The sequence below is a fragment of the Xanthobacter sp. DMC12 genome (assembly GCF_056314105.1).
The window spans coordinates 99,140-124,422 of the sequence record NZ_JBQUYZ010000007.1 but is presented as its reverse complement, the minus strand read 5'-3'; the positions used below and the strand labels follow the sequence as shown (position 1 = coordinate 124,422).

The window sequence follows — 25,283 nt, the reverse complement described above, 5'->3', positions numbered from 1 at the left end:
CATGTGCATCGCCTGCCTTCCCCGCGGCGGCTTTTCCCGCCGCGAGATGCTGAAGCTCTCCGCCTTGTTCACCGCCGCCGGCGCCCTCCCCCTGCTGCGCGCCGCCGAGGCCCGCGCGCAGGATCAGGACGCCCCGGTGCGCATCGGCTACCTGCCCATCACCGACGCCACGCCGCTGCTGGTCGCCCATGCCAACGGGCTGTTCGAGGCCGAGGGCCTGAAGGCGGAAAAGCCCGTTTTGCTCCGCAGCTGGGCGCAGGTGATCGAGGCCTTCATCTCGGGGCAGGTGAATGTCATCCACCTGCTGTCGCCCATGACCATCTGGGCGCGCTTCGGCTCGCGGGCCCCGGCGCGCGTCGTCGCGTGGAACCATGTCAGCGGCTCGGCCCTCACCGTGAGCCCGGATATCGGCAGCGTCGCCGATCTCGGCGGCAAGACGATCGCCGTGCCTTTCTGGTACTCCATCCACAATGTGGTGGTGCAGAACCTGCTGCGCGAAAACGGCCTCACCCCCGTGACCAAGAAGACCGGCGCGCCCGCCGCCAACGAGGTCAACCTCGTGGTGATGGCCCCGGCCGACATGCCCCCCGCCCTCGCCACCCGTCAGGTCGCCGGCTACATCGTCGCCGAGCCGTTCAACGCGGTGGCGGAAACGCAGGGCATCGGCAAGATCCTCCGCTTCACCGGCGATGTGTGGAAGGACCACGCCTGCTGCGTCGTCTTCATGCACGAGCGCGACCTCGATGGTCGTCCCGAATGGTCGCAGAAGGTGGTGAATGCCATCGTCAAGGCGCAGCTGTGGACCCGCGCCAACCGCGCCGAGACCGCGCGCCTCCTCTCCAAGGAGGGGCCGAACCGCTACACGCCCCACGCCCAGGCGGTGCTCGACAAGGTGCTCTCCCCGCCCGAGGCCGACACGGAGGCCTATCTGAAGTCCGGTGCCATCCGCCATGCGGACTGGAGGGAGAAGCGCATCGACTTCCAGCCCTATCCGTTCCCCAGCTACACGGAGGAACTGGTGCGCCGCCTCAAGGGCACGCTGATCGAGGGCGACGGCGCCTTCCTCGCCCAGCTCGACCCCGCGACCGCGGCGAAGCAGCTGGTGGACGACCGGTTCGTGAAGGTAGCGCTGGCGGCCAACGGCGGCCTGCCGGCCTTCGGCTTCCCGGCCTCCTTCGACCGCACCGAGGTGATCGCGCCTTGAATGCGGAGCCGCAGCAGAGGTCTTTCACCGCCGGGGCCGATCCCGCGACCCGCGCCCGCCCGAAAGGCGCCGCGCGGAGCGGCGGGCTATCGCGGCCGCTGCTCGGCATCGCCGGCCTCGTCGTGCTGGTCGCCCTCTGGTGGCTCGGCACGGATGTGCTGGCCGCCCCCGGCAGCTTCGCGCGGCGCTTCTCGCCGGCGAGCGCGTTCACCAGCCTCGGCGGCCTGCTGCTCCACTCGGACCTGCCGATCCATGTCTATGTGAGCCTCCAGCGCATCTTCATCGGCCTCGGCTTCGCGCTCGCCATCGGCGTGCCACTGGGGCTCGCCGTGGGCACCTTCGGCGCGCTGGAAGCGGCGACCACGCCGGCCTTCCAGTTCCTGCGCATGATCTCGCCGCTGTCGTGGATGCCGCTGGCGGTGATGGTGTTCGGCGTGGGCGACCGGCCCATCTATTTCCTGCTCGCCTTCGCCGCCGTGTGGCCCATCCTCCTCTCCACCGCCGCAGGCGTGCGCCAGCTGGACCCGCGCTGGCTGTTGCTGGCGCGCAGCCTCGCGGCGACGCGGTGGGAGATGCTCTCGCGGGTGATCCTGCCGGGGGTCGTGGGACACATCCTCACCGGCGTGCGACTCGCCATCGGCATCCTGTGGATCGTGCTGGTGCCGTGCGAGATGCTCGGCGTCTCGGCCGGGCTCGGCTATTTCATCCTCGATACCCGCGACCGGCTCGCCTATTCCGAGCTGATGGCCATGGTGCTGCTCATCGGCGTGCTCGGCTTCGCCCTCGACGCCCTCGCCCGGGCGCTGTGCCGCCGCTGGTCCTGAGCCCAAAGACCATTCCTTGAACGCAAGGAGGCTCGCCCGGTGCCGAACCGCACTCGGGCGGCCCCGGCTGCGCGCGGTGGCGGCATTTCCTATTGTCTATTATTTCGATCTAAATTATAAAAATAATCGCAGATTGCCCAAGCCTCCGCCGCTGCCGCGGGTGGCAAGAGGGCGCGCCTTCCCGGTGCCGGGGCGGCTCTGTCCTTCCCTGAATCGAGAGGTCCGCGCCATGACCATCGCCGCCCAGAAGATCGTTGCAGCGCCATCCTCTTCTCTCGCAGGACCGGCGGAGCTGGCCCCCATCATCGCCCGCATCGCCGCGAGCGGCGCCCCGACGGGACGCAGCCCGCAGGATGTGCGGGCCGATGTCGAACTGTTGCGCGCCGCCGGCTTCGGCGCCTTCCGCTTGCCGAAGGCCGAGGGCGGCGCCGGCGCTTCCGTCCCCGATCTGATCGGCGTGGTGATCGCACTCGCCGAGGTCGATTCCAACCTGCCGCATGTGCTGCGCAACCATTTCCTCTTCGTCGAGAAGGCCCAGCGCTCCAAGGCCAGCCCGAAGTTCGCCCGCTGGCTGGATGCGGTGCGCGCCGGCAAGCTGTTCGGCCTCGGCGCCAGCGAGACCGGCATCCAGAACATCGGCGCGGGCGGCGGCAACACGGTGGTGCGGCCCGAGGGCGCCGGCTTCGTTCTGGACGGCGTGAAATACTACAGCACCGGCAATGCCTTCGCCGACTACATCTACGTCAATGCCCGCACCCCGGAGGGCGTGCCTGTCGCCGCCGTCGTGCCACGCAAGCGCGAGGGCGTCAGCGTGCTGGACGACTGGGACGGCATCGGCCAGGAGCTGACCGCCTCGGGAACCACCACCTTCTCCGGCGTGAAGCTCTCGTCCGACGAGGTGATCGTGCAGGCGCAGGACGAGGTCCCGGTGCCGCACGACGCCACCCTCGCGCAGCTCTACCTCACCTCCATCGTCACCGGCATCCTCAAGGCGGTGGCGCGCGATGCGGCGGGGCTGATCCGCTCCCGCGACCGCAACTTCTACCACGCCACGGCCGCGCAGCCGGCGGAAGATCCGCAATTGCAGGAAGCGCTCGGCCGCATTGCCAGCGCCGCCTACGTGGCCGAGGCCGCAGTTCTGCGGGCCGCCGAGGCGCTGGACCGCGCCATCGAGAGCGCCCGCGCCGGGGCGCCCGATGCGGACCTGTTCGAGGAGGCGGCCCGCCGGGCCGCGCAGTCGAAGGTGGTGCTGGACGGGCTCGCCCTCGATGCCGCGAGCCGGCTGTTCGACGTGGGCGGCGCCTCGGCCGCCACCCGTCGCGCCGGGCTCGACCGCCACTGGCGCAACATCCGCACCTTGGCCTCGCACAACCCGGTTTCCTACAAGGCCCGCGCCCTCGGCCGGCAAATCCTCGACGGCACGCCGCTGCCGTCCGCCGCCTTCTTCTGAGGTCGCGCAGCGAAAGCCGGGATCATCCATGACCGACACAGCCACGGCCTCCGCCTTCCCCGCCCCGGGCAGGATCGCGCTGAAACTCACGCCCCGGCCCCGCGCGGGCCGGCTCAAGCTCGCCGGTGCCGATGCCGCCCGGCTGGTGCTGCCGCTCGCCCTGGTGGCGATCTGGCAGGGCGCCTGCTCGTTCGGCTTCATCAGCCCGCGCACGCTGGAATCGCCGGTGGCGGTGGTGGGCGCGCTTTGGGAGCTGACCGTCTCGGGCGTGCTGTGGGAGAGCCTCGTCGCCTCCTTCAAGCGGGCTTCCGCCGGCTTTCTCATCGGCGGCGGCCTGGGACTGGTGCTCGGCATCGTCGCCGGGCTGTGGCGCACGGGGGAGCGGGCCTATGACGCGCTGCTGCAGATGCTGCGCATGGTGCCGTTCCTCGCCGTCATCCCGCTGTTCGTCATCTGGTTCGGCGTGGACGAGGAGCCGAAAATCCTCCTCATCGCCCTCGCCTGCATCTTCCCGGTCTATCTCAACACCTTTTCCGGCGTGCGCAATGTGGACCCGAAGATCATCGAGGCGGCCACCGTCTTCGGCATGAGCCGGGCGGCCATCGCCACCGAGATCGTCGCGCCGCTGGCGCTGCCCTCCATCATGGTGGGCGTGCGCTATGCCATGGGCGTCGCGCTGCTCTCGCTGGTGGCGGCGGAACAGGTGAACGCCACCTCCGGCATCGGCTATCTCGCACTCAATCCGCGCGCCTCCCTGCGCACCGACATCATCCTCGGCGTGGTGCTGCTTTATTCCGTCCTCGGCCTTGCGGTCGATTTCCTCATCCGCACCGCCCAGAGCCGGCTCCTGCCATGGCATCGCAGCGTGCTTGAAAAGGCGCGCTGAGCCATGAACCAGGCCATCCGCACTCCCCTCCTGCCCGCCGAGGCCGTGCATTTTCAGGAGGAGGCAGTTTCACTCAAGGGCGCCGCCAAGGGCTTCGGCGGGCGCACCCTGTTCGAGGGGCTGGACCTCACCATCCGCCGGGGCGAGTTCGTGGCGCTGCTCGGTGCCTCCGGCTCGGGCAAAACCACGCTGCTGCGCATCCTGCTCGGGCTCGACACGCTGGATGCGGGCGTTGGCGAGGTCGCGACGCCCCGCGCGGCGGTGTTCCAGGAACCGCGGCTGGTGCCCTCGCAGCCGGTGTGGCGCAACGTGCTGATGGGCGTGCCGCGCCGCGCCCGCCAGCGCCGGCAGGCGCTCGATGCGCTGGCCGAGGTGGGCCTCGCCGATCATGCCGATGCCTGGCCCGTCACCCTCTCCGGCGGCGAGGCGCAAAGGGTCGCGCTCGCCCGCGCGCTGGTGCTCGAACCCACCCTGCTGCTGCTGGACGAGCCCTTCGCCGCCCTCGACGCGCTGACCCGCCTGAAGATGCAGGATCTGGTGCGCCGCCTGTGCGCCCGCCATCACCCCGGCACGCTGCTCGTGACCCATGACGTGGACGAGGCGGTGCGTCTCGCCGACCGCGTCCTGGTGCTGCGCGACCGTCGCCTCACCCTCGATGCGACCGTAGGCGAGGCCCTCGACGGCACCACGCCCGCCGGCGCCCGGCTGCGCGCACGCCTCTATGCCGAGCTGGGCGTCGACCCGCTCGGGCTGGAGGCCGCCTGTGAGTCCGGCCGCGCGCCGTGACCTTCATTTCCCCTGACCAGCCAAGGACCCGCCGATGACCCGTTTCCCGACGAAACCGCCGCTCTCGCGCCGCCGCGCGCTCGCCCTTGCTTTGTCCTCTGCTCTGGCCGTGGGGCTTGGGGCCTCCGCCTCGGCCGCCGAGCCGGACCTCTCCGGCGTCACCCTGCGCGTCGGCATTTTCGAGGACGTGACCCGCGACGCTATCGAGGCCACCGACTTCCTGAAGGGCACGCCCTACAAGATCCAGTGGGCGCGGCTCAACGGCGCCGGGCCGACCGTGCAGGCGCTGGGCGGCAATGCCATCGACATCTCCTGGGGCCTCAGCGATACGGCGGCCGCCAAGGCCTCGTCCGAGGACCGGCAGAACTGGACCGCCCAGAACGCGCCCATCAAGGTGGTGGCGCTGCTGAAGCCCCTGGATGAGGAGAAGTTCTCCAACAGCCTCATCGCCGCCCACAAGAGCGCCGGCATCAAGACGCTCGCCGATCTCAAGGGCAAGACCTACGCCTACAACGAGGGCGGCAACATCAACGCGCTCGCACTGCTCGGCCTCTACGCCGCCGGCCTGACCACCAAGGACGTGCAGGTACGCCTGCTGACCTATGACGCAACCTCCACCGCCCTGATCGCTGGTGCGGTGAATGCGGCCCCCGTCACCCGCGCCCGCGTCGCCGACGCCCTCGCGGACGGCACGCTCATCGAGATCGCGCGCGACATCGACGTGGGCTTTCCGGGCTTCGTCTCGGTGACCGCCCGCACCGCCGCCGTCGACGACCCCAAGCTCGGCCCGGCCATCGGCGATTTCCTCAACCGGCTGGCCCGCTATCTGCGCTGGGCTTCGAGCCGCCCCGAGGAGACCGCGAAGTCCTATGTGAAGACCCAGCAGCTCGCCGAGCGCGACGCGCTCGCCGCTGCCCGGGCCAAGGCCGTGACCCTCATCCCCGTCAACCCCGGTAGCCCGGGCTTCGAAAAGGAGATCGCAGCCACCGAAAAGCTGGTGAAGGCCGGCTTCTATCCCCGCCCGGTGGATTTCACGACCGTCGTGGACGGCCGCTATGCCGACCAGATCCTCAGCGGCGACAAGGCCCCGACCAACTGATCGGGGGCTGCGGTGCCGGCGGGGCTTGGCACCGTCGGCGTCACCTGAACTGTCCTTATAGACAAACGAAAACGGCTCCTGCCATGGGCAGGAGCCGTTGCCTTTTGGGCTTCGTAAAGCGCCAGTCCCGCTACTTCGCCGAGAGCACCGCGTGCATGGCGTCCACCGAGCGTCTGGTGGCGGTGGCCGGGGTCCAGCCGATGGCGGCGCGATAGGTGCCAAGCGGCAGAGGCGCGTCCGCCTCGCCGCCAAGGCCGAGCGGCGTCCCGGCCGTTGGCGCCACGTAGAGCGCATCCTCTGGACAATACAGCTCGCACATGAAGCAGGTCTGGCAGTCCTGCTGCCGGGCGATGACGGGGGGACCGGAGAGCGACGGCGCGAACACATTGGTGGGGCACGCGGCGACGCAGATGTTGCAGCCGGTGCAGCGGGCGGCGCTGATGATCTCGATCATGCCGCGATCCCCTCGCCCGCGCGCTGCTCCACGACATCCGCCGCAAGGGGCGGGGCCGGCCGGTGGGCGACGAACACCGCGTCGAGCCCGCCGGAGGTGAGGAGGTGGCGCTGGGCCGGGTCGGCCGCCGCGTTATCGATCCGCCGGTGCATCCCTCGGCTCTCGGTGCGCGCGAGGGCGCTGCGATACATCCAGCGGGCCACCGCCGTCATGGCTGCCGCCTCGCGGGCCCGCAGCACGTTGGCCGCGTCGGCCGGAGCGGAGGCGGCAAGGCGCGCCCTCTGGCTGTCGAGACGGTCGAGGGAGCGGGTCAGGCCCTCCTCGGTGCGAAAGTAATTGCGGTCGAAGGGATGGACCTCGCCCACCACGGTGCGCGCCGCCTCGGCGGGATCGAAGGGGCGGGCGCCGGCATCCCGCAGCCCCACGGTGCCGGCGCCCCGGCGCACACGCCCGTCCCGGACGCGGCGGCCGAACTCCCACGCGGCACGGCCGGCCCAGCGCCCGGACGAGACCGCCCAGGCCGCATTGTGGCTGCCGCCGCCGGTGAATCCTCCGCAGATGAGTTCGCGCGTCGCCGCATCCCCCGCCGCATAGAGGCCGGGCACGCGGGTCGCGCAGGTCTCGTCCACGATGCGCAGCCCCCCGGTGCCGCGGACCGTGCCTTCGAGGTGGAGGGTGATGGGGAAGCGGTCCGTGAACGGGTCGATGCCCATGCGGTCGAACGGCAGGAAGAAATTGGGCTGGGCCGCGCGCATGTTGGCCTGCATGGCCGCGTCGGCGCGGTCGAGCCTTGCGAACACCCGGCCCCTCTGGAGGTGACGCGCAATGACCGAGCGACCGCCGTTTGAGGCGGCACCGGGGATGATCTCTCCGGCCTCGTCGGTGAAGGTCGCCCATTTGAAGAACAGGGTCTTGGTGACGGAGGCGAAGTCCGCCGCGATGGCATAGGCGTTGGAGAATTCCATGCCGGAAAAGTCCGCGCCCGCTTCCGCCGCCATCAGATGGCCGTCGCCGGTGAGCGCGGTGCAGCCCAGCGCGCGGGAGAGGAAGGCGCAGCCGCCGGTGGCGATCACCACGGCCCCGGCATCCACCTGCCAGCCATCCCCCTGCTGCCGGCGGATGCCGCGCGCGCCGGCCACCGCGCCGGCCTCGTCCACCAGCAGCTCCAGCGCCGGGGCATGATCGAGGATGCGCACGCCCGCGCCCTTCGCCAGCTTGCGCATGAGGCGCATGTATTCCGGCCCCTGCAGCGAGACGCGGATGGGATTGCCCGCGCCATCCACGGGGAAGGGATAGCCGCGCGCGCCGAGTTCATGCAGCGCCGTGTGGGTGGTCTCCAGCACCCGGGCCGACCAGTCGCGATCGGCGAGAAAGCCGCCCAGCGCCTCCCGGCTGACGATGGCGGCGGCACGCAGCTTCGCGTCCGGCTCGACATACCAGATGGAGGTGCCGGACGGGGCGGTGGCGCCGGAGGTGCCGCAGAAGCCCTTGTCGGCCAGCACCACCCGCGCCCCCGCGCGCGCCGCCTCGAAGGCGGCCCAGGTGCCCGCCGGACCGCCGCCGAGCACAAGCACGTCGCAGGTGAGGTGGAGCCCGGACGGGGGTGAGGAGGAAAAGCCCATGGGGAATGCCTTCGCAAGGATGGCCCAGGCGCCCCCGCCTCGCGCCATGGGCGGAGGGGACGCGCAGGCCGTGCCAAATAACGATAATTTATTGTTCATTTAGTTTATAGACTTACTTGAAATTATCAAGATTAATATCCCTCGGCCGCCCGGCGAGGTGCGGTCATCGAGATGCGGTCCCTTGGTCCGCCGCAGCCTGTCAGGAGGCCCCATGAGCGCTTCGATCAGCACCCTTCCCAATTCGCCGGAGCCCGCCATTCCCGAGAGCGACATCACCCCGCTCTCCGGGCGCATCGGCGTCGAGATCCGCAACGTCCGCCTCGCCGGCGATCTGCCGCAGCCGCTGTTCGACGAGATCCACCGCCTGCTGCTGAAGCACAAGGCGCTGTTCTTCCGCGACCAGCACCATCTCGACGATGCGGCACAGGAGGCCTTCGGCGCGCGCTTCGGCGGGCTCGTGCCGCATCCGACCATCGGGGCGCTCACCGGCACCTCCTCGGTGCTGGAGCTGGACACCCGCCGCACCGGGGAACGCGACAGCGGCCAGGGCGCCGGCCGGGCTGACCAATGGCACACGGACGTGACCTTCGTGGACGCCTATCCGAAGATCTCCGTGCTGCGCGGCGTGGTGATTCCGGCGGCCGGCGGCGACACCGTGTGGTCCAACACCGCCGCCGTCTACGAGCGCCTGCCCGAACCGCTGCGCCAGTTGGCGGACAGCCTGTGGGCCACACATTCCAACGCCTACGACTATGCCGCCGTGCGCCCCCACGCCACCGCCGACGACCGGCAGGTATTCGACCGCACCTTCACCAAGACCGTGTTCGAGACCGACCATCCTGTGGTGCGGGTGCATCCCGAGACGGGGGAGCGCTCGCTGGTGCTGGGCAATTTCGTGCAGCGCTTCGTCGGCCTCAACAAGGGCGACAGCCAGAAGCTCTACGACCTGTTCCAGAGCCACATCACCGCGCCGGAGAACACCGTGCGCTGGCGCTGGCGGGCCGGCGACGTGGCCATCTGGGACAACCGCGCCACCCAGCACTACGCGGTGAACGACTATGGCGACGCCCACCGCGTGGTGCGCCGCGTGACCGTGGACGGCGAAGTGCCGGTGAGCGTGGACGGGCGCACCAGCGTCACCCGCAACCGCTTCGACAAGCCGGCCGACCGCGCCGCCTGACCTCGCGGAGGCCGGCGGATGGCGTCCCGCCGCCGGCCTCCCCCTCGCCTTTTCTGGAGTTCGAGATCGATGTCCGCCCTGCTCCGTCCCTTCGCCCGCGCCGTTTACGGGCTGGCCTGCCTCGCCCTTCTCACCCTCCCCGCAGCGGCGGAGACGGTGATCCGCTTCGGCCATCCCGGCGTCGGTGCCGAGCAGCGGCCCTATTCCTATGGGGATGCGACCACCTATGCCCGCGCCCGCGAGCTGATCGAGAAGGAGTTCGCGAACGACAAGGACGTAAAGATCGAATGGACCTTCTTCCGCGGCGCCGGCCCGGCGCTGAATGAATCGGTGGCTTCCGGCCAGCTCGATTTCTTCCTGCTGGGAGACCTGCCCGCCATCGTCGGCCGCGCGCGGGGGCTGAAGCACAAGTTCATCTTCGCCACCGGGCGCAACAACCCCATCTTCCTCGCCGTGCCCACCGACAGCACCATCAGCAAGGTGGAGGACGTGAAGGGCAAGAAGGTCGCCCTGTTCAAGGGCACCAATTTGCAGAACGCGACCGACCGCATCCTCGCTTTGCACGGGCTTTCGGAAAAGGACGTGCGCTTCATCAATCTCGATGCCAACGCCGCCGTCGCCGCGCTGACCTCCGGCAATGTGGATGCGGTGTTCGGCGGGCAGGAATATCTGCCGCTGGCGGCCAAGGGCGTGGTGAAGATCGTCTACACCACCAAGGGCGACGACCCGACGCTGGGGCGCAATTCCTCCTACTTCGTCACCGAGGCCTTCGCCGCCGCCCACCCGGATCTCACCCAGCGCGTGGTGACGGCCTTCATCAAGGCCGCCCATTTCATCTCGCAGGACCAGAACCGGGACGAGGCGTTCGAGGCCTGGGCGCTCTCGGGACTGCCCAAGGAGACCTTCGTCACCAATTTCGAAGGCCAGCGGCTCTCCCTCATCGTCAATCCGCTGATCGATGACTATGTGGTCGCCCGCTACAAGGAACAGGCCCAGGCCGCCAAGGAGTACGGCCTGCTCAAGGGCGATCCCGACATCGATCACTGGTTCGACCGCACCTATCTCGACGCGGCGCTGAAGACGCTGAAGCTCGAAGACTTCTGGTCCACCCGCGACGGGCGCGGAAACATCGAGACGCGCGGGCGCATCGACCAGAAGGCGTCGAACTAGCAGGCGGCACGCAGGCTCGACGACGGACGGAGGCTGATGCGCCCCGCGCTCCTCGTTCAGCCGTCATGCCCCGGCTTGGCCGGGGCATCCACCGGGCCGCGCATCGGGTGTTTCCGGCCGGGTACCGCGCCCGGCCATGCCGTGGATCCCCCGCACGAGGCGGGGGATGACGAGTGGTGAAAACACGAGGAACGACACATAGCGGGCGGTTGGGCATCGGCGAGCGGCAGGACCGGTTCAAAGCGCCGGCCCGCAGCAGAGACGGAAGGTGACACAGCATGAGCCTTGCAGAGACGCTCGACAAACCGGCCTTCGACACATCGCCTCGCGACGGCGCCGCGGCCGATACCGCAGCCCGGCGACGCGCCCGCCGGCGTGGGCCCTCCCGCCCGACGGCCCTCGGCTCGGTCTTGCTCGGCCTCTCCTTCCCCTTCGCCTTGCTGGTGGCCTGGTGGTGGGCGGCGCGCCTCGGTCTCGTGCCGGAACAGATCCTTCCCGCGCCAGCGACCATCTATGAGACCGTCTCCAGCCTCATCGCCGACGGCTCGCTGGCCACGCATCTCGAAGTCTCCACCCACCGCGTGCTGGTGGGCTTCGGCCTCGGCGCCCTGTTCGGCATCGTCTTCGGCGCGGCGGCGGGGCTTTCGCCCACGGTGCGCGCCTTCCTCTATCCGCCGGTGCAGGCAGTGGCGCGGGTGAATGTCCTCGCCTGGATGCCGCTCCTCACACTGTTCATGGGCATCGACGAGCCCTTGAAATATGTGGTCATCGGCTGGTCGGCAGCGATCCCCATCATCCTCGGCACGGCGCGCGGCATCGAGAATGTCTCGCCCGCCTTCCGGGAACTCGGGCGCGTGCTGCACTTCAACACGCGGGACACCCTGCGCCTCGTGGTGCTGCCGGGCGCGGTGCCCTCCATCTTCGCCGGCCTGCGCGAGGGGCTCGCCAATGCGTGGCAGACGCTGGTGCTGGCCGAGCTGTTCGCCTCCTTCGAGGGGCTAGGCTATCTGATGACCTGGGGCCGGCAGCTGTTCCAGCTCGATCTCGTCGTCATCGCCATGATCGTGGTGGCCCTCGCCGGCCTTGCGATGGACCTCGTCCTGCGCTGGGTGGAGCGCCGGGCGCAGCCGTGGAAGTGGGGGACGCGCGATGTCCATTGAGGCCGCTGCCGCCACCGCCCTTCCCGCCGAAACCCGCGCCGGCAATGCACTGCGGAGCGTCGCGCGCCGGATCGACTGGCGCCCATGGGCGGCTTTCGCGGCCCTGCTCGCCGCGTGGCTCGCCGCCCATCACTTCGGCTGGGTGCCGGCCAAATACCTGCCTTCGCCCGTTGCCGTGGTGCAGCGTCTCATCCGCGAGGTCACGGCGGGCACGCTGCTGCACGATCTCCACGAGACGTTGCGGCGCAATCTATCCGGCCTCGTCATCGGCGTCGCTGCGGGCCTCGCGCTGGGGGCGCTGCTGGGCGCCTCCTCCCTCGTCGGGCGCATTGTCGGCCCCACCGTGCTGGCGCAGCGGCAGACGGCGCTGTTCGCCTGGGTTCCGCTGCTCGCCATGTGGTTCGGCGGCGGCGACACGGGCAAGATCACCTTCATCGCGGTGGCCGCCTTCCAGCCGGTGGTCATCGGCACGTGGCGCGGCATCAGCCTCGTGCCCGCCACCTATCGCGAGCTTTCCGACGTGCTGCTGTTGAGCCGCTGGAACTACATGCGGCTCGTCGCACTGCCCCATGCCTTGCCGATGATCTTCACCGGCCTCCACGGCGCGCTCATCTACGCCTGGCTCGCCACCGTGGGCTCGGAGCTGTTCCTCAACATCTCGCCCGGCCTCGGCGGGCGGCTCAATGAGGGTAGCCAGCTGTTCGAGATCGACCTCCTGTTCCTCGTCATCCTCCTCTTCGGCCTCATCGGCCTCGGCTTCAATACGCTGGCCGAACGCGCCGAAGGCCTCCTGATCCGCTGGAACAACCGATGAACGCTCCTTTCCCTGCCCCTGTACCTTCCATCGCCACCGCGCTGCCCGCCCTCGACATCCGCCATGTGAGCAAGGCCTTCGTGGTGGACGGCAAGGCCGTGGAGGTGCTCGCCGATATCTCGCTCTCGGTGGAAGCGGGCAGCTTCGTGAGCATCGTCGGCGCCTCCGGCTGCGGGAAGTCGACCCTGCTGCGGCTCATCCTCGGCCTCGATCTCGATTATGCGGGAGACATCCACCTCGATGGCCAGCCGGTCGAGGGGCCGGGGCCGGAGCGCTCCATCGTCTTCCAGGAGCACCGCCTGCTGCCGTGGCTGACGGTGGAGGGCAATGTGGGCGCGGCTCTGCTGCATTCGGGGCTCGATGCGGCGGCGCGGCGGCGGTCGGTGGCGGAGCATCTGGAGCTGGTGGGGCTGGAGGCCTTCGCCAAGGCCTATCCGGCCCAGCTCTCCGGCGGCATGGCCCAGCGCGTCGCCATCGCCCGGGCGCTGGCCAACCGCCCCCGCTTCCTGCTGCTGGACGAGCCTCTGGGCGCCCTCGACGCCCTCACGCGCCTGCGCCTGCAGGGCGAGCTGAAGCGCATCGTCGCCCATGAGGGCGCCACCGCCGTGCTTGTCACCCACGATGTGGACGAGGCCGTTTTCCTCGGCCACCGCATCGTCGTCCTCCACCCCCGCCCCGGTCGCGTCGCCGCCGTGCTGGAGGTGCCGGAAGAGGCCCGGGCCGACCGCTCCAGCCCGGCCTTCGTCGCCCTGCGTGACCGGGTGTTGGAACTGCTCGGCGTCTCCCTGGGTGAAGGGCGGGCGCGGTGACGCTCAGAGGGTATTGAGGAAGGCGACCAGCGCCGCCTTCTCCGCCTCGGTCAGGCCGAGGGGACGGATGTGGGGCGAGAGGCGGGCGGCGTCCCGGTAGAGGGGACGGGCCGCCTCCTCCGCGTTCCGCGCCCATACCTCGCCACCGCCGCGATCGTAGAAATTGACCACGCCGGCGAGGGTCGGAAACAGTCCGTTGTGGAAATAGGGCTGACTGGCACCGATATGCCGTAGAAACGGGGTCCTGAACCTACCGACATCGTCTCGACTGTCAGTCGCCTCGAACCGCCCGAGATCCTGCGCCGGCTCGCCGAAGAAGGAGAGCCGCAGATTGTGGAACAGGCCATCGGAAAGCATTGGCCCGAAATGACAATTCATGCACCGGGCCTTGGTGCGAAAGAGGTGCAGGCCGGCGAGTTCGATGTCGTTCAGGGCGGTGTGATCGCCCTCGATGAAGCGGTCGAACCGGGTGGGGGTGTCGATAGTATTCAGGTAGGCAATCAGGGCTTCCGCCAGGGTCCGCGCGGTCAGCCCCTCCGCTCCAAAGACCCGCCGGAACTCCCCCTCCAGCTCGGTCCCGTCGATGCGGGCGAGGGCCGAAATAAGGTCCCGTCCCATCTCCGTGGGGTCGCTCAAAGGCGCGAGGACGCGGGCGGAGAGGTCGCTGCCCCGGCCATCCCAATCGAACCGCGCGCGGGTCGCAACCAGTTGCAATGACGGCGGATTTCGCCGCCCCTTCGCGCCGCCGATCCCCCGCCCCACCCGCTCGGGCACGCTGAATCCATGCGCCGGATCGTGACAGGACGCACAGGCGACTTGCCCGTCCTCCGACAGCCGGGGGTCGGCGAATAGCTTCGCCCCCAGCACGGCCTTGGGTCCAGGAGGCTCTGGCAGCGGCGGTACCCCCATCTCCACAAAGGCCACAGCGGCATCGATGTCCGGACGCGGCCATGAGGCCGGCGCTCCGGCGTAGGCCGCCCGCAGCTCTCCGCCCCGCTCCTCCGCCTTGGAAAATCCTGTGCCGGCAAGGGTTAGCGCCACCAGCAGCACGGGGCGAAGGGCGCGAGCGGACCTCAATGGCAGTCCGCCGCCACCTGGTCGCGATAGACTTCGAACGAGACGGTAGACGCCCATTTCTCCCGCCGCTGCCGCCACCGCTCCGGGCTCGTCCCATCCTTGAGCGCGCCTGCAACCGCCTGAGCCAGATCAGTATTTCCGGGCGAGACGGCGACCACCAGGGACGTTGGCTCAACGGCCGGGAGGGTGGCGGAGAATTTCTGCCACGAGAGCTTGGTGAACAGCGGATCGAGCAGCACCCGGTCGTGGATGGCGGCGTCGCAGTCGCCGGTGCGCACACGCATCAGTGCAAGCGCTGGAGCGCGCTCGATTTTCACCGTCGCACCAAGGCGCTGGGCGAGATCGCGGCCGTGCTGGTTGGCCTCCGAGGCGCAGACCACCCGCCCCTTGAGCTCATCCCAGGAGGAGAGCGGCCGATCCGATCGCATGGCGATGCTCAAACCCGACTCGAAGCCCGTCTCGACAATCCGGGCGCGCTGTCTCAGCCCATCTCCAGTTCCGGCGCGGGCCACCACGAGATCGACATCGCCGCCGGCAAGCGCCTGCACGGCGTCATCCGGCGCCACGAGGACGAATTCCGGACGGACACCCATTCCCCGTGCGATCTCGGCCGCAAGGTCCAGATAGAATCCTTCCTCGGCATAGAGGCGCATGTCCGGCGTCTCCGGAGGCGGTAGCCAGCCGACGCCGATGCGCAGCGTCCCGCCCACCCGGTTGTTCGCGTGGGCACCGGCGCCCCGCGGCGCGAGAAGGAGCAAGGCGGCCGCGAGCGCGCCGGCCATCGCCGCCACGAATATTGCCGCGAGGAATAGAGGAGGCCGGTGGAGCCGGGCCATTGGCTTGGCAATCCCTTGAAATGATTGAATCGGGGGCGAGCGGAGTGCGGACGGCGCCCTCCGCGGGCAAAACACCGCTTGATATTTTCTATAAAATCACTCGATTATATCAAAATTGCAAGCGATGCCCGTGATCGGCGCCTGCCCCGCTCACCATCCCTAGGGAGAGATCCATGCCCCGCCTATCCCTGCCGACATCCCCGACCGGACGCGCCCTCACCCTTTCCGCGCTTGCCGCCACCGCCCTTCTGGCGGCGGCGCTCTCCAGCGGCAGCCCGGCCGCACGCGCCGATGAGCCGCTGACCGCCATCAACCTGCAGCTGACGCCCTGGACGGTGATCGCGCAGGAGAACGGCATCTTCAAAGACGAATTCGACCGGATCGGTGTCAAGAAGGTGAACCTCATTGCCTCCGGCGGCGCCGACCTCGTGGGGGCCGAATCCGCGGCGGTCAACAATGGCGCCATCGCCATCGCCCAGCGCATGATCTATCCGGCCACCGTGCACCGCGCGAACGGCCTCGACGGCGTGGTCATCTGGGCGTCCGAGCCCTCCAACCGCTACCGCGCCCCCATCCTCGCCCGCGCTGACAACGACAAGATCAATTCGGTGGCCGATCTCGACGGCAAGAAGTTCGGATCGAGCCGCATCTCCTGCTACTGGTCCTCACCCTTCGAAATGACCACCAAGGCTGGCCTGCCCTTCGATTCCCGCGACAAGCAGGGCCGCATCCGCTACACCTCCATCGACAATTCGGCGGTGGCGATCACCTCCGTCCTCACCGGCGCGACCGATGCCACCACCGCGCATCTCGCGGCCGGCGCCTTCGCCGGAGCCTGGCTCTCCGGCAAGCTCAAGGTGATCGGCCGCTCGCCCGATGACGGCGTCTATGTGAACAACGCCGGCCGCGTCACCTACTTCGCCCGGCGCGATTTCGTGAACAAGTATCCGCAGGTGGTCAAAGCCTTCCTCGCCGCGCGCGAACGCACCCGCGAGTGGACCTATGACCATGTGGACGAGGCGGCCCAGATCGTCGCCGATAAGACCCGCGTGCCCGTCGAAGTCGCGAAGTTTCAGATCAGCCATGCGGGCGAATGGGAATTCATGGCCGGCGAGCCCAATGCCGACCGCGCCCGCAACGCCATCAAGACGTTCCAGGCTTGGTACGTGGCCAATGGCGACGACATTCTCGCCGAACGCAGCCTCACCGAGGCACAGATCGACGCCTTCATCGACGGGCGCTTCTTCGCCGGCGGCGAATACTCGATCTACAACTGATCGGATCCGGCCTGAACTCAACCGCCGGGACACAATCCCGGCGGCGACGTCCTTAATTCCTCTCGCTTCCAGCCGGATGCCTCAGCATGTCCAACACATCCGACACCATCGAGGCCGCGGCGGTCGAAGCGGCCACCGTGGACCTGCCGACGCACGCCGAAGCTCCCAGTCGACGCGGGCTTCAGTTGCCCAACCTCACCGGCTTCGTTCTGCCTTTCATCATCCTGGTCCTGTGGCAGACCGCGGCGACCTATAAATGGATCGATCCGGTCTTTCTGCCCGCCCCTCTGACGGTGGTGACGGCATTCTGGAAGATGCTGACCAAGCAGAAGCTGGCTTTCGACTTCCTCGCCTCCATCAACATCGTCGGGCAGGCCTTCATCTATGGATCGGCCGCCGCGCTCCTGCTCGGCATCGCCGCCGGGCTGTCGCGCAAGGTCGAGGAATTCTTCGGCCCCACCTTCGATACGATCCGCCATATCCCGGGCATTGCCTGGCTGCCGCTCATCGTGCTCTGGCTCGGCATCGGCGCGCCGGCGAAGATCCTGGTCATTGCCAAGTCCGTCTTCTTCCCTGTGTTCCTCAATACGCTGCAGGGCATCCGCAACGTGGAGAAGAACTATATCGAACTCGCCAAGGTGCTCACGCTCACCCGTTGGCAGCTCATCCGCAAGGTAATCCTGCCTGCCGCCATGCCATCCATCATGGTGTCGCTGCGCTATGCGGCGGGCCTCGCCTGGGCGCTCGTTGTGGTGGCGGAGGGGCTTTCCGGCCTTGAGGGCCTCGGCTTCCTCATCTTCCGCGCCCAGGGCCTGCTGCTCACCGACCAATTGCTCGTCTGCATGGTCATCATCGGCCTCGTGGGCTTCGCCATCGACCGCTCCATGTTCCTCGCGCAGAGGCGCGTGCTGAAGTGGAAGCAGGGCTACGACGGCTGAGCCGGACGAAAGGAAAAACCATGGCCACGCCAGGACACCTCACCATCCGCAACGTCTCCAAGACCTATTCCCTCCCCGGTCGCCCGCTGGTGAACGTGCTCTCGCGCGTGAACCTAGACGTGGAGCCCGGCGCCTTCGTCACCATTGTCGGCCCGTCGGGCTGCGGGAAATCGACTCTGCTGCGGCTCATCATAGGCCTCGATGATGACTACAAAGGTGAGATCGAGCTGAACGATAAGCGCATCGTCGGCACCGCGCTCAGCCGTGGCATCGTCTTCCAGGATCATCGCCTGCTGCCGTGGCTGACGCTGGAGCAGAACATCGGCCTCAGCCTGGAGAATTCCGGCTGGACGCGGGCGGAGAAGGACCTCGCCGTGCGCGAGCATATCGTGCTGGTGGGTCTCTCCGGGTTCGAGAAGGCCTATCCGCATGAGCTTTCGGGTGGCATGGCGCAGCGCGCCGCCATCGCCCGCGGTCTCGCCAGCCGCCCGGAAATCCTGCTGCTGGACGAGCCGCTGGGAGCCCTCGACGCGCTCACCCGCATCCATCTGCAGGACGAGATCCAGCGCATCTGGGAGGTGGAGGGTGTCACGATGATCCTCGTCACCCACGATGTGGAAGAGGCCGTCTTCCTCAGCAACAAGGTGGTGGTGATGGCCGCCAAGCCCGGACGCATCGTCGAGGCGCTGGACATCGACCTCCCCTTTCCGCGTGACCGCGCGGACCCGGCATTCGTGGCCCTCAAGCGGCGCATCCTCACCGCCATGGGAGAGGATGGCGGCAAGCCCACCGCCCGCGCAGCATGAAGACCGGCATCATTCAAGTCGCGGCCCTGCTGGCGCTGGCGATCCTAGCGGCTTCTGGCCCGGCGCGGGCCATGGACACTGCGCCCTCAACGGATCTGCCGGACCTCTCGGAGAGCCGCGCCGCGCTCTATGCGGGCGACTACGAGCGGGCGCTGGCTTTGCTCGAACCGCTCACTGCCACGGTGCGCCACGCCGACCTCTACAACCTGCTCGGGTTCGCCAATCGCAATCTCAAGCGCTACGACGCAGCAGCGCGCTGGTACAAGGAGGCCCTGTTCTACGATCCGGTGCACCGTCCGGCGATCGAGTATCAGGGGGAGTTGTTCATCGCAATCGGCGACTTCAAGGGCGCCGAAAAGAACCTCGAACTCCTGCGCCTTCTGTGCTTCCCATCGGGCTGCGAGGAGCATGAGAAGCTTCGCAAGGCCCTCGTTGCTGCCGGACGCAATTCCTGAGGGACGGCGATCAGGCGTCCGGGAAAAAGCGATTGGGCGGGCGCGGCAGGCCGAGGTGCTCGCGCAGGGTGGTGCCTTCATAATCGCGCCGGAAGATGCCGCGCCGCTGCAGTTCCGGCACCACTTTGTCCACGAAGGCATAGAGACCTTCGGGCACGAACGGGAACATGATGTTGAACCCGTCGGAGGCCTCGGTGACGAGCCATTCCTCCATGGCATCCGCGATGGTCTGCGGAGTCCCCACGAAGGAGAGTCCGCCATAGCCGCCGAGCCGCTGGGCCAGCTGGCGGACGGTGAGATTTTCCGCCTTCGCGAGGGCGATGGCCCGTTCACGCCCGCTCTTGCTGGCATTGGTGGGCGGAATTTCGGGCAGCGGCCCATCCGGGTCGAAGCTTGAAGCGTCCACGCCGAGGGCGATGGAGAGGGCGGCGATGGCGCTTGCCTCATGCACCAGCGAATCCAGCCGGGCCCGGGTCTCGCGCGCCTCGTCGAGACTGTCGCCCACCACCACCAGCGCGCCGGGAAGAATTTTGAGATGGTCGCGGCTGCGGCCGGCCTTCTCCACACGCGCCTTCACGTCCGCATAGAAGGCCCGGCCAGATTCGATGGAGTTGACCGCGGTGAACACCACTTCCGCCGTTTCCGCCGCCAGTTGCCGCCCGTCATCGGATGCGCCCGCCTGGACGATCACCGGCCAGCCCTGCACGGGGCGGGCGATGTTGAGTGGTCCGCGCACCGAGAAATGCTCGCCCTTGTGGTCGAGCACGTGCATCCGCTCCGGATCGAAATAGAGCCCTGAGGCTGTGTCCCGCACGAAGGCATCGTCGGCGAAGCTGTCCCACAGGCCGGTGACGACCTCGAAGAACTCGCGGGCCCGACTATAGCGGGCCACGTGCTCCATCTGCTCATCGTGGCCGAAATTGAGCGCGGCATCGGGATTGGAGGTGGTGACGATGTTCCATCCCGCCCGTCCGCCGGAGATATGGTCCAGCGATGCGAAGCGCCGCGCGATGTGGAACGGTGCATCGAATGTGGTGGAGGCGGTGCCCACGAGACCGATACGATCCGTTGCCCCGGCGAGGGCGGAGAGCAGGGTGAAGGGCTCGAAGGATGTGACTGTATGGCTGCGCTTCAGGGCCTCGATGGGCATGTTGAGCACGGCGAGGTGATCCGCCATGAAGAAGGCGTCGAATTTCCCTTCCTCCAGCTTGCGGATGAACCGACGCAAATGGGCGATGTTGAAATTGGCATCGGGGAAGGCGCCCGGATAGCGCCAGGCACCTGTATGGATGCTGACGGGGCGCATGAAGGCCCCGAGGTGCAGGCGGCGCTGTGCGGGCATCAGGTCTCTCGATTGGACGGGGCTGAAGCGGCGCGCGTCCGATCAGGGAGCGGCCGGCGTCCAGATGGCGGCGTCGGAGGCGTCGACCTTCTTCGGCAGAACACCCTCAGCGAAGAAGACATCGGCAATCTTCTGCTGCTCCGCAAGCCCGGCTCGCGTCACAGGCCCCACCTTGTAGGAGCGGCGCGCATTGGCCTTTTCCACGGTCGGCGCGTCGATGCCCCAGAGGCCCGCGAGGATTTCGGCGGCGGGTCCGGGATTGGCCTTCACCCATTCGCCGGTGGCTTTCAGGCGCTCGAACAGCACGTCGAGCACCTTGCCGCCTCGCTTCGATAAATCCTCGGTAGTCAGATAATAGCGCTTGTAGCTGGCAAGGCCGGTGCCATCCGCGAGCACCCGCGCGCGCGACTGGTTCTGCGTGCTGGCGAGGAAGGGGTCCCACGCCACCCAGGCATCGAGATTGCCGCTGACGAAGGCCGCGCGGGCATCGGCGGGTGTGAGATAGGCCGGGGTAATGTCCCGGATCGACAGGCCGGCCTTGGCCAGCGCGACCAGCAGCAGATAATGGCTGCCTGCACCCTTGGTGACGCCGACCTTCTTCCCCTTCAACTGCTCCAGCGTCGTGATGGGAGAGGCGGCGGGCACGAGGATCGCCTGGGCCGAGGGCGAGGGCGCCTCCTCCGCCACATAGACGAGCTTGGCACCCGCAGCCTGGGCAAATACTGGCACGGTGTCGGCGACATCGGCCGAGAAATCGATGGAGCCGACATTCACGGCCTCAAGCAAAGGCAGGCCGCTGGTGAATTCGTGCCAAGAGACCTCCACGCCCAGCGGGGCGAGCGCCTTCTCCAGCGAACCGTTTGTCTTCAACACGGTGATGAGGGTGGAGGAGCGCTGGTAGCCGATGCGCACCTTTGTCGGCGCCTGTGCTGCGGCCGCCGTCGCCAGCGCGAAGGTCAGGGCGAGACCCGCAGCAAGGGGCCGGGAAGCGCGGAAGAGACGGGCAATCCGAAGGCCACGATGCAGGAAGAAGCGGGAAAGAAACACGTTCATCACCTCAAGGGGGAGACCGGCGGCCGGCACGAGAAAGGCGCCAGAGGGCGGCCTGACCGCGGGCGGCGGCCGTTACCGAGGAGATAATATCTATATTATCAATCGATCTTATGTAAAGATGACTCGCACCTCCCGATACCCCCCCGGCATACGCACGCAGACCGGGGGACTTTGCCGCTCCACCGCTCCTCCAAAGCCACCAGACGGTCTTCCGCATGACGACACCGGAATCCGCCCTCGCGCCTGCCGATGCGGCTCCCATTGCCCCCTTGCGCGACTTCGTCGTCGCCTTCGGTGGATTGCTCGACGAGCGCCCGGCCGAGGCCCGCATTCTAAAGGACGGTTCCGCCCTGCTCGCCCGGTTGGTGGCCCGAGACGACTGGCTGCCGGAGGCCTTCGCCGCGCCCCATCCCACCTACTACCAGCAATATCTGCTGCACACGGACTCGACGGAACGCTTCTCGATCGTCAGCTTCGTCTGGGGACCGGGCCAGAAGACGCCCGTGCACGACCACACCGTCTGGGGCCTCATCGGGATGCTGCGGGGCGCGGAATACAATCAGACCTTCGTGCTCGATGACGCAGGGCGGCCGGCGCCATCGGGCTCTGCGGACCGGCTGGAGCCGGGTGCGGTCGCTGCCGTCTCGCCAACCATCGGCGACCTGCACCGGGTGAGCAACGCCTTCGACGACCGGGTGTCCATCTCCATTCATGTGTATGGGGCGAATATCGGCGGCGTCCACCGGCACACCTATCCGGAGGATGGGCCGCCGAGGCCCTTCGTTTCGGGCTACAGCAACACCACCCTGCCCAATCTCTGGGACCGGTCCAAGGACGGCCGACGGAGCGCGTGAGCCAATGACCTATCATGAGGTTGCCACCTTCCCTTCCCTGTCCTTCGATCAGGTGCGGGCGCGGCTATTGGCGCGGCAGGAAACCGCCCTTCTGGACGTGCGGGAGGAAGACCCCTTCGCGCAGGAGCACCCGCTCTGGGCGGCCAACCTGCCGCTGTCGCGCATCGAACTCGACGCCTTCCGCCGGCTCCCCCGCCGAGACACGGTTCTGGTGGTTTACGGCAGCCACGACGGCGAGGACCTCGCGCCCCGGGCAGCCCGTAAGCTGATCGCACTGGGCTATGGCGCCGTGCATCTTCTCGAGGGCGGGCTCGAAGGCTGGCGCGCGGCGGGCGGGGAACTGTTCCGCGACGTGAACGTGCCGTCCAAGTCCTTCGGCGAGCTGGTGGAGCACGAGCGGCACACGCCATCCCTGTCCGCCGAGGAGGTGTCGCGGCTGATCGCCGACAAAGCCGATGTGGTGGTGGTCGATGCGCGGCGCTTCGACGAATACCGCACCATGAGCATCCCCACCGCCACCAGCGTGCCGGGGGCCGAACTGGTGCTGCGCGTGCGCGAGCTGGCGCCCGATCCCGCCACGCGGGTGGTGGTGAATTGCGCCGGGCGCACCCGCTCCATCATCGGCACCCAGTCCCTCGTCAATGCCGGGCTGCCGAACCCGGTGGCCGCGCTGCGCAACGGCACCATCGGCTGGCTTCTCGCCGGCCAGACGCTGGACCACGGCGCCGACCGCCGGCCGCCGGAACCCACGGCCGCCACCCGCGCCGCCGCCCGCGCGGATGCCCAGGCCGTCACCGCGCGGGCGGGCGTCCGCTCCCTCGCCTATCCGGGCCTCTCGGGCTTCCTCGACCCGGAGCGCACCACCTATCTGCTCGATGTCCGCACGCCGGAGGAATATGATGCGGGCCACCTGCCCGGCTTCCTCAGCGCCCCGGGCGGCCAGCTGGTGCAGGAGACGGACCACCACGCGCCTGTGCGCGGCGCCCGCTTCGTGCTGTTCGATACGGACGGGGTGCGCGCGCCCATGACCGGCTCCTGGCTGGCGCAGATGGGCTGGGAGGTGCATGTGCTCGAAGACGTCCCGGCCGCAGCGCTGAGCGCGACCGGCGCCGCCCCTCCCGACCGTCCGCCGCTTCCCGAGGTGCGGCTCATCACCGCCGCCGCGCTGGCCGAGGCGCGCGACGGGGCGCAGGACGATCCCGCGGCGCTCCAGATCATCGATGTTTCACCCGGCGCGGATTATGTCCGCGGGCATATCCCCGGCGCATGGTACGCCATCCGCGCCCAGCTCGGCGCGGCGCTGGAGACCATCCCGGCGGCGCGGCGCTATGTGGTCACCTGCGGCGCCGGCATCCTCGCCCGCTTCGCCGCGGCGGACCTCGCCGAACACCTCGGCCCCACCGCGGAGGTTTTCGTGCTCGACGGCGGAAACGCCGCCTGGCGTGCCGCCGGCCATCCGCTGGCACAGGGCGAAACCCGCCTCGCCGTGCCGCGGACCGATCGCTACCGCCGGCCCTATGAGGGAACCGACGCGCCACGCTCCGCCATGCAGGCCTATCTGGACTGGGAGTTCGGCCTCGTCGCCCAGCTCGCCCGCGACGGCACGCATCACTTCCGGGTCGTCTGAGGGGAAGCCGGCGGGCCTGGCCAGCCACCGGACAGGGGCGGCCAGACCCGCCCGGCCGATGCCCGCCGAGGGGGACAGGCGCGGCCTCGTCTGACTAACAGTATATAAAATCGAAGGCTGCCGATACGCTGTTCGGCGGTCTCGCCGCCAGCGGCTGGCACACGGCGGCTGTGACGATGCGCCTTTTGGTCGATGGCGGCGCGCCCATCGCCGGCGGCATCATCGGCGCGGGCGGAGAGATCAAGTAGCCACGACCGACACGTCCCGGCGACGTGCTGCGAGTGGAAAGCGAAATCATCGAAATCACCCCTTCTCGCTCGCGACCGGACCGCTGCCGCGTTCGCCTCCTGAGCGAGACCCGCAACCAGACCGGCGATGTGGTCCAGTTGCTCATCGCCGATCTTGTGGTGCCAGCGCGCGGCGCAGCGACCTGAGCGCCAACAGAAGGTCACGCTGCGGCCTCATCGCAGCAGATGCGTGCGGAACCATTCCAGCGCGGCACCTGCGGCCTCCTCGAACTTTTCCATGTAGGGCGAGAAATGTCCGCCCCGCAGAAGGACGAGCCTCTTCGGCTCGCGCGCCTCGCCATAGGCCTTGAGCGCGAGGTCCGTGGGCGTGACGTCGTCATGTTCGGCAACGATCATCATAAGCGGCGTGGGCGTGACCCTCGTCACATAGATGCCAGGCTCGTATTCCGAGGCGAATTCGAGCGAGCGCACGGTCACCATGTTCGGCCATGCCGCCTCCGGAAGATCGGCTCGCACATTCAGATAGAAGGCTCGCGCATCCGCGCCCTCGTAGACGGCCGCGTCGCCGGGCAAATCGGGCACCACCCGGCGCACGGCAGGCTCTTCCCCGCGATAACGCGCTTCCCGGTCGCGGACATAGGCCTCCCGCGCGGCCGCGATGGCGTCCGGACGCACGCGGCGGAGCGATTGCTCGTAGCCACTGATGGTCGGGACCTGGGCCACGACGCAACCGATGCGACGATCAACGGCGCCCAGCACGAGCGCATGCCCGCCGCTATAGCTTGATCCCCACAATCCCACATGCGCCCCGTCCACGCCTGGCTGGAGGGTCAGCCACGTAATCGCGTCACGCGTGTCGCGAATCTGCTGCCAAGGGTCGATCTCGTGGCGCGGTGCGCCGCCACTGCCGCCGAAATTGCGATGGTCATAGACCAGGACGATGAAGCCAGCGGCCGCGAAATCTTCAGCGAAGCGCTCGAGAAAATGCGCGGTCAGGGCAGCAAACCCGTGCGACATCACGATGGCGGCGCGCGGCCCAACGGTGTTGTCGGCGGGCGTGTAGAGCGCTCCGCTCAATCGGGTTCCGTCGCTTGCGGTGAAGTAGATCTCACTGCGCAGGAAGGCTGCTCCGCCCGGCACAGAATCGCCGCGCACTTCAAGACCGATCTCCTCCATCCCTGCGCTCCCGGCTAGCCTTGTCACCACCTCAAAAAAGGCGCTTGACTAAATAAGACGACTGGTCAAATTTATTCCCATCGAGGCGGCCATTCAAGCTGGAATGAACGTAGCTGGGGCGAAGCCCGACGAACGC

At 68.4% G+C, this 25,283-nt stretch carries 24 protein-coding genes; 17 read left to right on the top strand and 7 right to left on the bottom strand.

Annotated features, from left to right (window positions below; all coding sequences use genetic code 11):
- Position 1 precedes the first annotated feature (1 nt).
- The 6 genes from ACT535_RS22170 (at position 2) to ACT535_RS22145 (ending at position 6,249) form a co-directional block, all read left to right on the top strand.
- Positions 2-1,204, top strand: a complete 1,203-nt coding sequence (locus ACT535_RS22170; RefSeq protein ID WP_476366060.1) for an ABC transporter substrate-binding protein — start codon at positions 2-4, stop codon at positions 1,202-1,204.
- A complete protein-coding gene (locus ACT535_RS22165; protein WP_476366059.1) occupies positions 1,201-2,028 on the top strand; it encodes an ABC transporter permease in 828 nt (275 codons plus the stop codon). Before ACT535_RS22170 ends, ACT535_RS22165 begins: the two co-directional genes overlap by 4 nt.
- Before the next feature lie 229 nt (positions 2,029-2,257).
- The gene (locus ACT535_RS22160; RefSeq protein WP_476366058.1) at positions 2,258-3,478 is read left to right on the top strand and encodes an acyl-CoA dehydrogenase family protein; all 1,221 of its coding nucleotides are present in this window, start codon (positions 2,258-2,260) and stop codon (positions 3,476-3,478) included.
- A gap of 28 nt (positions 3,479-3,506) precedes the next feature.
- Positions 3,507-4,364: an ABC transporter permease subunit gene (locus ACT535_RS22155; protein WP_476366057.1), complete on the top strand. Its 858-nt coding sequence runs from the start codon at positions 3,507-3,509 to the stop codon at positions 4,362-4,364.
- Between the two features lie 3 nt (positions 4,365-4,367).
- On the top strand, positions 4,368-5,150 hold the full coding sequence (locus ACT535_RS22150; protein WP_476366056.1) for an ABC transporter ATP-binding protein: 783 nt from the start codon (positions 4,368-4,370) through the stop codon (positions 5,148-5,150).
- Between the two features lie 34 nt (positions 5,151-5,184).
- Positions 5,185-6,249, top strand: coding sequence for an ABC transporter substrate-binding protein (locus ACT535_RS22145; RefSeq protein ID WP_476366055.1), 1,065 nt, complete (start codon positions 5,185-5,187; stop codon positions 6,247-6,249).
- 130 nt (positions 6,250-6,379) lie between these two features.
- Here the strand turns inward: ACT535_RS22145 and ACT535_RS22140 are convergent, their stop codons facing one another.
- Both ACT535_RS22140 and ACT535_RS22135 read right to left on the bottom strand, forming a co-directional pair.
- A complete protein-coding gene (locus tag ACT535_RS22140) occupies positions 6,380-6,703 on the bottom strand; it encodes a 4Fe-4S dicluster domain-containing protein (RefSeq protein ID WP_476366054.1) in 324 nt (107 codons plus the stop codon).
- Positions 6,700-8,325 carry an FAD-dependent oxidoreductase gene (locus ACT535_RS22135; RefSeq protein WP_476366053.1) on the bottom strand — a complete coding sequence of 542 codons (1,626 nt, stop codon included), beginning with the start codon at positions 8,323-8,325 and terminating at the stop codon, positions 6,700-6,702. Before ACT535_RS22135 ends, ACT535_RS22140 begins: the two co-directional genes overlap by 4 nt.
- A 211-nt stretch (positions 8,326-8,536) precedes the next feature.
- Here ACT535_RS22135 and ACT535_RS22130 point away from each other — a divergent pair, with 211 nt between their 5' ends.
- The 5 genes from ACT535_RS22130 to ACT535_RS22110 all read left to right on the top strand — a co-directional run bounded on the left by ACT535_RS22130 (position 8,537) and on the right by ACT535_RS22110 (position 13,458).
- The gene (locus ACT535_RS22130) at positions 8,537-9,505 is read left to right on the top strand and encodes a TauD/TfdA dioxygenase family protein (protein WP_476366052.1); all 969 of its coding nucleotides are present in this window, start codon (positions 8,537-8,539) and stop codon (positions 9,503-9,505) included.
- A gap of 69 nt (positions 9,506-9,574) precedes the next feature.
- Positions 9,575-10,675 carry an ABC transporter substrate-binding protein gene (locus ACT535_RS22125; protein ID WP_476366051.1) on the top strand — a complete coding sequence of 367 codons (1,101 nt, stop codon included), beginning with the start codon at positions 9,575-9,577 and terminating at the stop codon, positions 10,673-10,675.
- Between the two features lie 278 nt (positions 10,676-10,953).
- Entirely contained in the window at positions 10,954-11,835 is an 882-nt protein-coding gene (locus ACT535_RS22120; protein WP_476366050.1) for an ABC transporter permease, read from the top strand.
- Positions 11,825-12,649 (top strand): ABC transporter permease, encoded by an 825-nt coding sequence (locus ACT535_RS22115; protein ID WP_476366049.1) that lies wholly within the window; start codon positions 11,825-11,827, stop codon positions 12,647-12,649. Before ACT535_RS22120 ends, ACT535_RS22115 begins: the two co-directional genes overlap by 11 nt.
- A complete protein-coding gene (locus ACT535_RS22110; RefSeq protein ID WP_476366048.1) occupies positions 12,646-13,458 on the top strand; it encodes an ABC transporter ATP-binding protein in 813 nt (270 codons plus the stop codon). Before ACT535_RS22115 ends, ACT535_RS22110 begins: the two co-directional genes overlap by 4 nt.
- Before the next feature lie 3 nt (positions 13,459-13,461).
- On the opposite strand, the gene ACT535_RS22105 is transcribed toward ACT535_RS22110, so the two are convergent.
- Both ACT535_RS22105 and ACT535_RS22100 read right to left on the bottom strand, forming a co-directional pair.
- A complete protein-coding gene (locus ACT535_RS22105; protein ID WP_476366047.1) occupies positions 13,462-14,508 on the bottom strand; it encodes a cytochrome-c peroxidase in 1,047 nt (348 codons plus the stop codon).
- A gap of 23 nt (positions 14,509-14,531) precedes the next feature.
- Positions 14,532-15,371 (bottom strand): transporter substrate-binding domain-containing protein, encoded by an 840-nt coding sequence (locus ACT535_RS22100; protein WP_476366046.1) that lies wholly within the window; start codon positions 15,369-15,371, stop codon positions 14,532-14,534.
- 173 nt (positions 15,372-15,544) lie between these two features.
- On the opposite strand from ACT535_RS22100, the gene ACT535_RS22095 reads away from it, so the two are divergent.
- The 4 genes from ACT535_RS22095 (at position 15,545) to ACT535_RS22080 (ending at position 18,847) form a co-directional block, all read left to right on the top strand.
- Positions 15,545-16,648 (top strand): ABC transporter substrate-binding protein, encoded by a 1,104-nt coding sequence (locus tag ACT535_RS22095; protein ID WP_476366045.1) that lies wholly within the window; start codon positions 15,545-15,547, stop codon positions 16,646-16,648.
- 86 nt (positions 16,649-16,734) lie between these two features.
- Positions 16,735-17,586: an ABC transporter permease gene (locus ACT535_RS22090; RefSeq protein ID WP_476366044.1), complete on the top strand. Its 852-nt coding sequence runs from the start codon at positions 16,735-16,737 to the stop codon at positions 17,584-17,586.
- A 20-nt stretch (positions 17,587-17,606) separates the two neighbouring features.
- Positions 17,607-18,392, top strand: coding sequence for an ABC transporter ATP-binding protein (locus tag ACT535_RS22085; protein WP_476366043.1), 786 nt, complete (start codon positions 17,607-17,609; stop codon positions 18,390-18,392).
- A gap of 71 nt (positions 18,393-18,463) precedes the next feature.
- Positions 18,464-18,847, top strand: a complete 384-nt coding sequence (locus ACT535_RS22080) for a tetratricopeptide repeat protein (protein WP_231711258.1) — start codon at positions 18,464-18,466, stop codon at positions 18,845-18,847.
- Positions 18,848-18,857: 10 nt separating this feature from the next.
- Here ACT535_RS22080 and ACT535_RS22075 read toward each other — a convergent pair whose 3' ends face one another.
- Entirely contained in the window at positions 18,858-20,189 is a 1,332-nt protein-coding gene (locus ACT535_RS22075; protein ID WP_476366042.1) for an LLM class flavin-dependent oxidoreductase, read from the bottom strand.
- Between the two features lie 42 nt (positions 20,190-20,231).
- Positions 20,232-21,242, bottom strand: coding sequence for an aliphatic sulfonate ABC transporter substrate-binding protein (locus ACT535_RS22070; RefSeq protein ID WP_476366041.1), 1,011 nt, complete (start codon positions 21,240-21,242; stop codon positions 20,232-20,234).
- Between the two features lie 215 nt (positions 21,243-21,457).
- On the opposite strand from ACT535_RS22070, the gene ACT535_RS22065 reads away from it, so the two are divergent.
- Both ACT535_RS22065 and ACT535_RS22060 read left to right on the top strand, forming a co-directional pair.
- Complete coding sequence (locus ACT535_RS22065; RefSeq protein WP_476366040.1) at positions 21,458-22,096, top strand: cysteine dioxygenase family protein; 639 nt, start codon at positions 21,458-21,460, stop codon at positions 22,094-22,096.
- Between the two features lie 4 nt (positions 22,097-22,100).
- A complete protein-coding gene (locus ACT535_RS22060; RefSeq protein ID WP_476366039.1) occupies positions 22,101-23,723 on the top strand; it encodes a rhodanese-related sulfurtransferase in 1,623 nt (540 codons plus the stop codon).
- A gap of 461 nt (positions 23,724-24,184) precedes the next feature.
- On the opposite strand, the gene ACT535_RS22055 is transcribed toward ACT535_RS22060, so the two are convergent.
- Positions 24,185-25,147, bottom strand: coding sequence for an alpha/beta hydrolase (locus ACT535_RS22055; RefSeq protein ID WP_476366038.1), 963 nt, complete (start codon positions 25,145-25,147; stop codon positions 24,185-24,187).
- Positions 25,148-25,283: the final 136 nt, after the last annotated feature.

Bases quoted from the DNA above. Each gene is read 5' to 3' on its own strand.
- ACT535_RS22060 (WP_476366039.1), top strand. From the start codon at position 22,101: ATGACCTATCATGAGGTTGCCACCTTCCCTTCCCTGTCCTTCGATCAG.
- ACT535_RS22170 (WP_476366060.1), top strand. From the start codon at position 2: ATGTGCATCGCCTGCCTTCCCCGCGGCGGCTTTTCCCGCCGCGAGATG.
- ACT535_RS22095 (WP_476366045.1), top strand. From the start codon at position 15,545: ATGCCCCGCCTATCCCTGCCGACATCCCCGACCGGACGCGCCCTCACC.
- ACT535_RS22070 (WP_476366041.1), bottom strand. From the start codon at position 21,242: ATGAACGTGTTTCTTTCCCGCTTCTTCCTGCATCGTGGCCTTCGGATT.
- ACT535_RS22110 (WP_476366048.1), top strand. From the start codon at position 12,646: ATGAACGCTCCTTTCCCTGCCCCTGTACCTTCCATCGCCACCGCGCTG.
- ACT535_RS22150 (WP_476366056.1), top strand. From the start codon at position 4,368: ATGAACCAGGCCATCCGCACTCCCCTCCTGCCCGCCGAGGCCGTGCAT.
- ACT535_RS22085 (WP_476366043.1), top strand. From the start codon at position 17,607: ATGGCCACGCCAGGACACCTCACCATCCGCAACGTCTCCAAGACCTAT.
- ACT535_RS22160 (WP_476366058.1), top strand. From the start codon at position 2,258: ATGACCATCGCCGCCCAGAAGATCGTTGCAGCGCCATCCTCTTCTCTC.
- ACT535_RS22130 (WP_476366052.1), top strand. From the start codon at position 8,537: ATGAGCGCTTCGATCAGCACCCTTCCCAATTCGCCGGAGCCCGCCATT.
- ACT535_RS22155 (WP_476366057.1), top strand. From the start codon at position 3,507: ATGACCGACACAGCCACGGCCTCCGCCTTCCCCGCCCCGGGCAGGATC.
- ACT535_RS22135 (WP_476366053.1), bottom strand. From the start codon at position 8,325: ATGGGCTTTTCCTCCTCACCCCCGTCCGGGCTCCACCTCACCTGCGAC.
- ACT535_RS22145 (WP_476366055.1), top strand. From the start codon at position 5,185: ATGACCCGTTTCCCGACGAAACCGCCGCTCTCGCGCCGCCGCGCGCTC.
- ACT535_RS22080 (WP_231711258.1), top strand. From the start codon at position 18,464: ATGGACACTGCGCCCTCAACGGATCTGCCGGACCTCTCGGAGAGCCGC.
- ACT535_RS22055 (WP_476366038.1), bottom strand. From the start codon at position 25,147: ATGGAGGAGATCGGTCTTGAAGTGCGCGGCGATTCTGTGCCGGGCGGA.
- ACT535_RS22115 (WP_476366049.1), top strand. From the start codon at position 11,825: ATGTCCATTGAGGCCGCTGCCGCCACCGCCCTTCCCGCCGAAACCCGC.
- ACT535_RS22140 (WP_476366054.1), bottom strand. From the start codon at position 6,703: ATGATCGAGATCATCAGCGCCGCCCGCTGCACCGGCTGCAACATCTGC.
- ACT535_RS22075 (WP_476366042.1), bottom strand. From the start codon at position 20,189: ATGCCCGCACAGCGCCGCCTGCACCTCGGGGCCTTCATGCGCCCCGTC.
- ACT535_RS22065 (WP_476366040.1), top strand. From the start codon at position 21,458: ATGACGACACCGGAATCCGCCCTCGCGCCTGCCGATGCGGCTCCCATT.
- ACT535_RS22120 (WP_476366050.1), top strand. From the start codon at position 10,954: ATGAGCCTTGCAGAGACGCTCGACAAACCGGCCTTCGACACATCGCCT.
- ACT535_RS22090 (WP_476366044.1), top strand. From the start codon at position 16,735: ATGTCCAACACATCCGACACCATCGAGGCCGCGGCGGTCGAAGCGGCC.
- ACT535_RS22100 (WP_476366046.1), bottom strand. From the start codon at position 15,371: ATGGCCCGGCTCCACCGGCCTCCTCTATTCCTCGCGGCAATATTCGTG.
- ACT535_RS22125 (WP_476366051.1), top strand. From the start codon at position 9,575: ATGTCCGCCCTGCTCCGTCCCTTCGCCCGCGCCGTTTACGGGCTGGCC.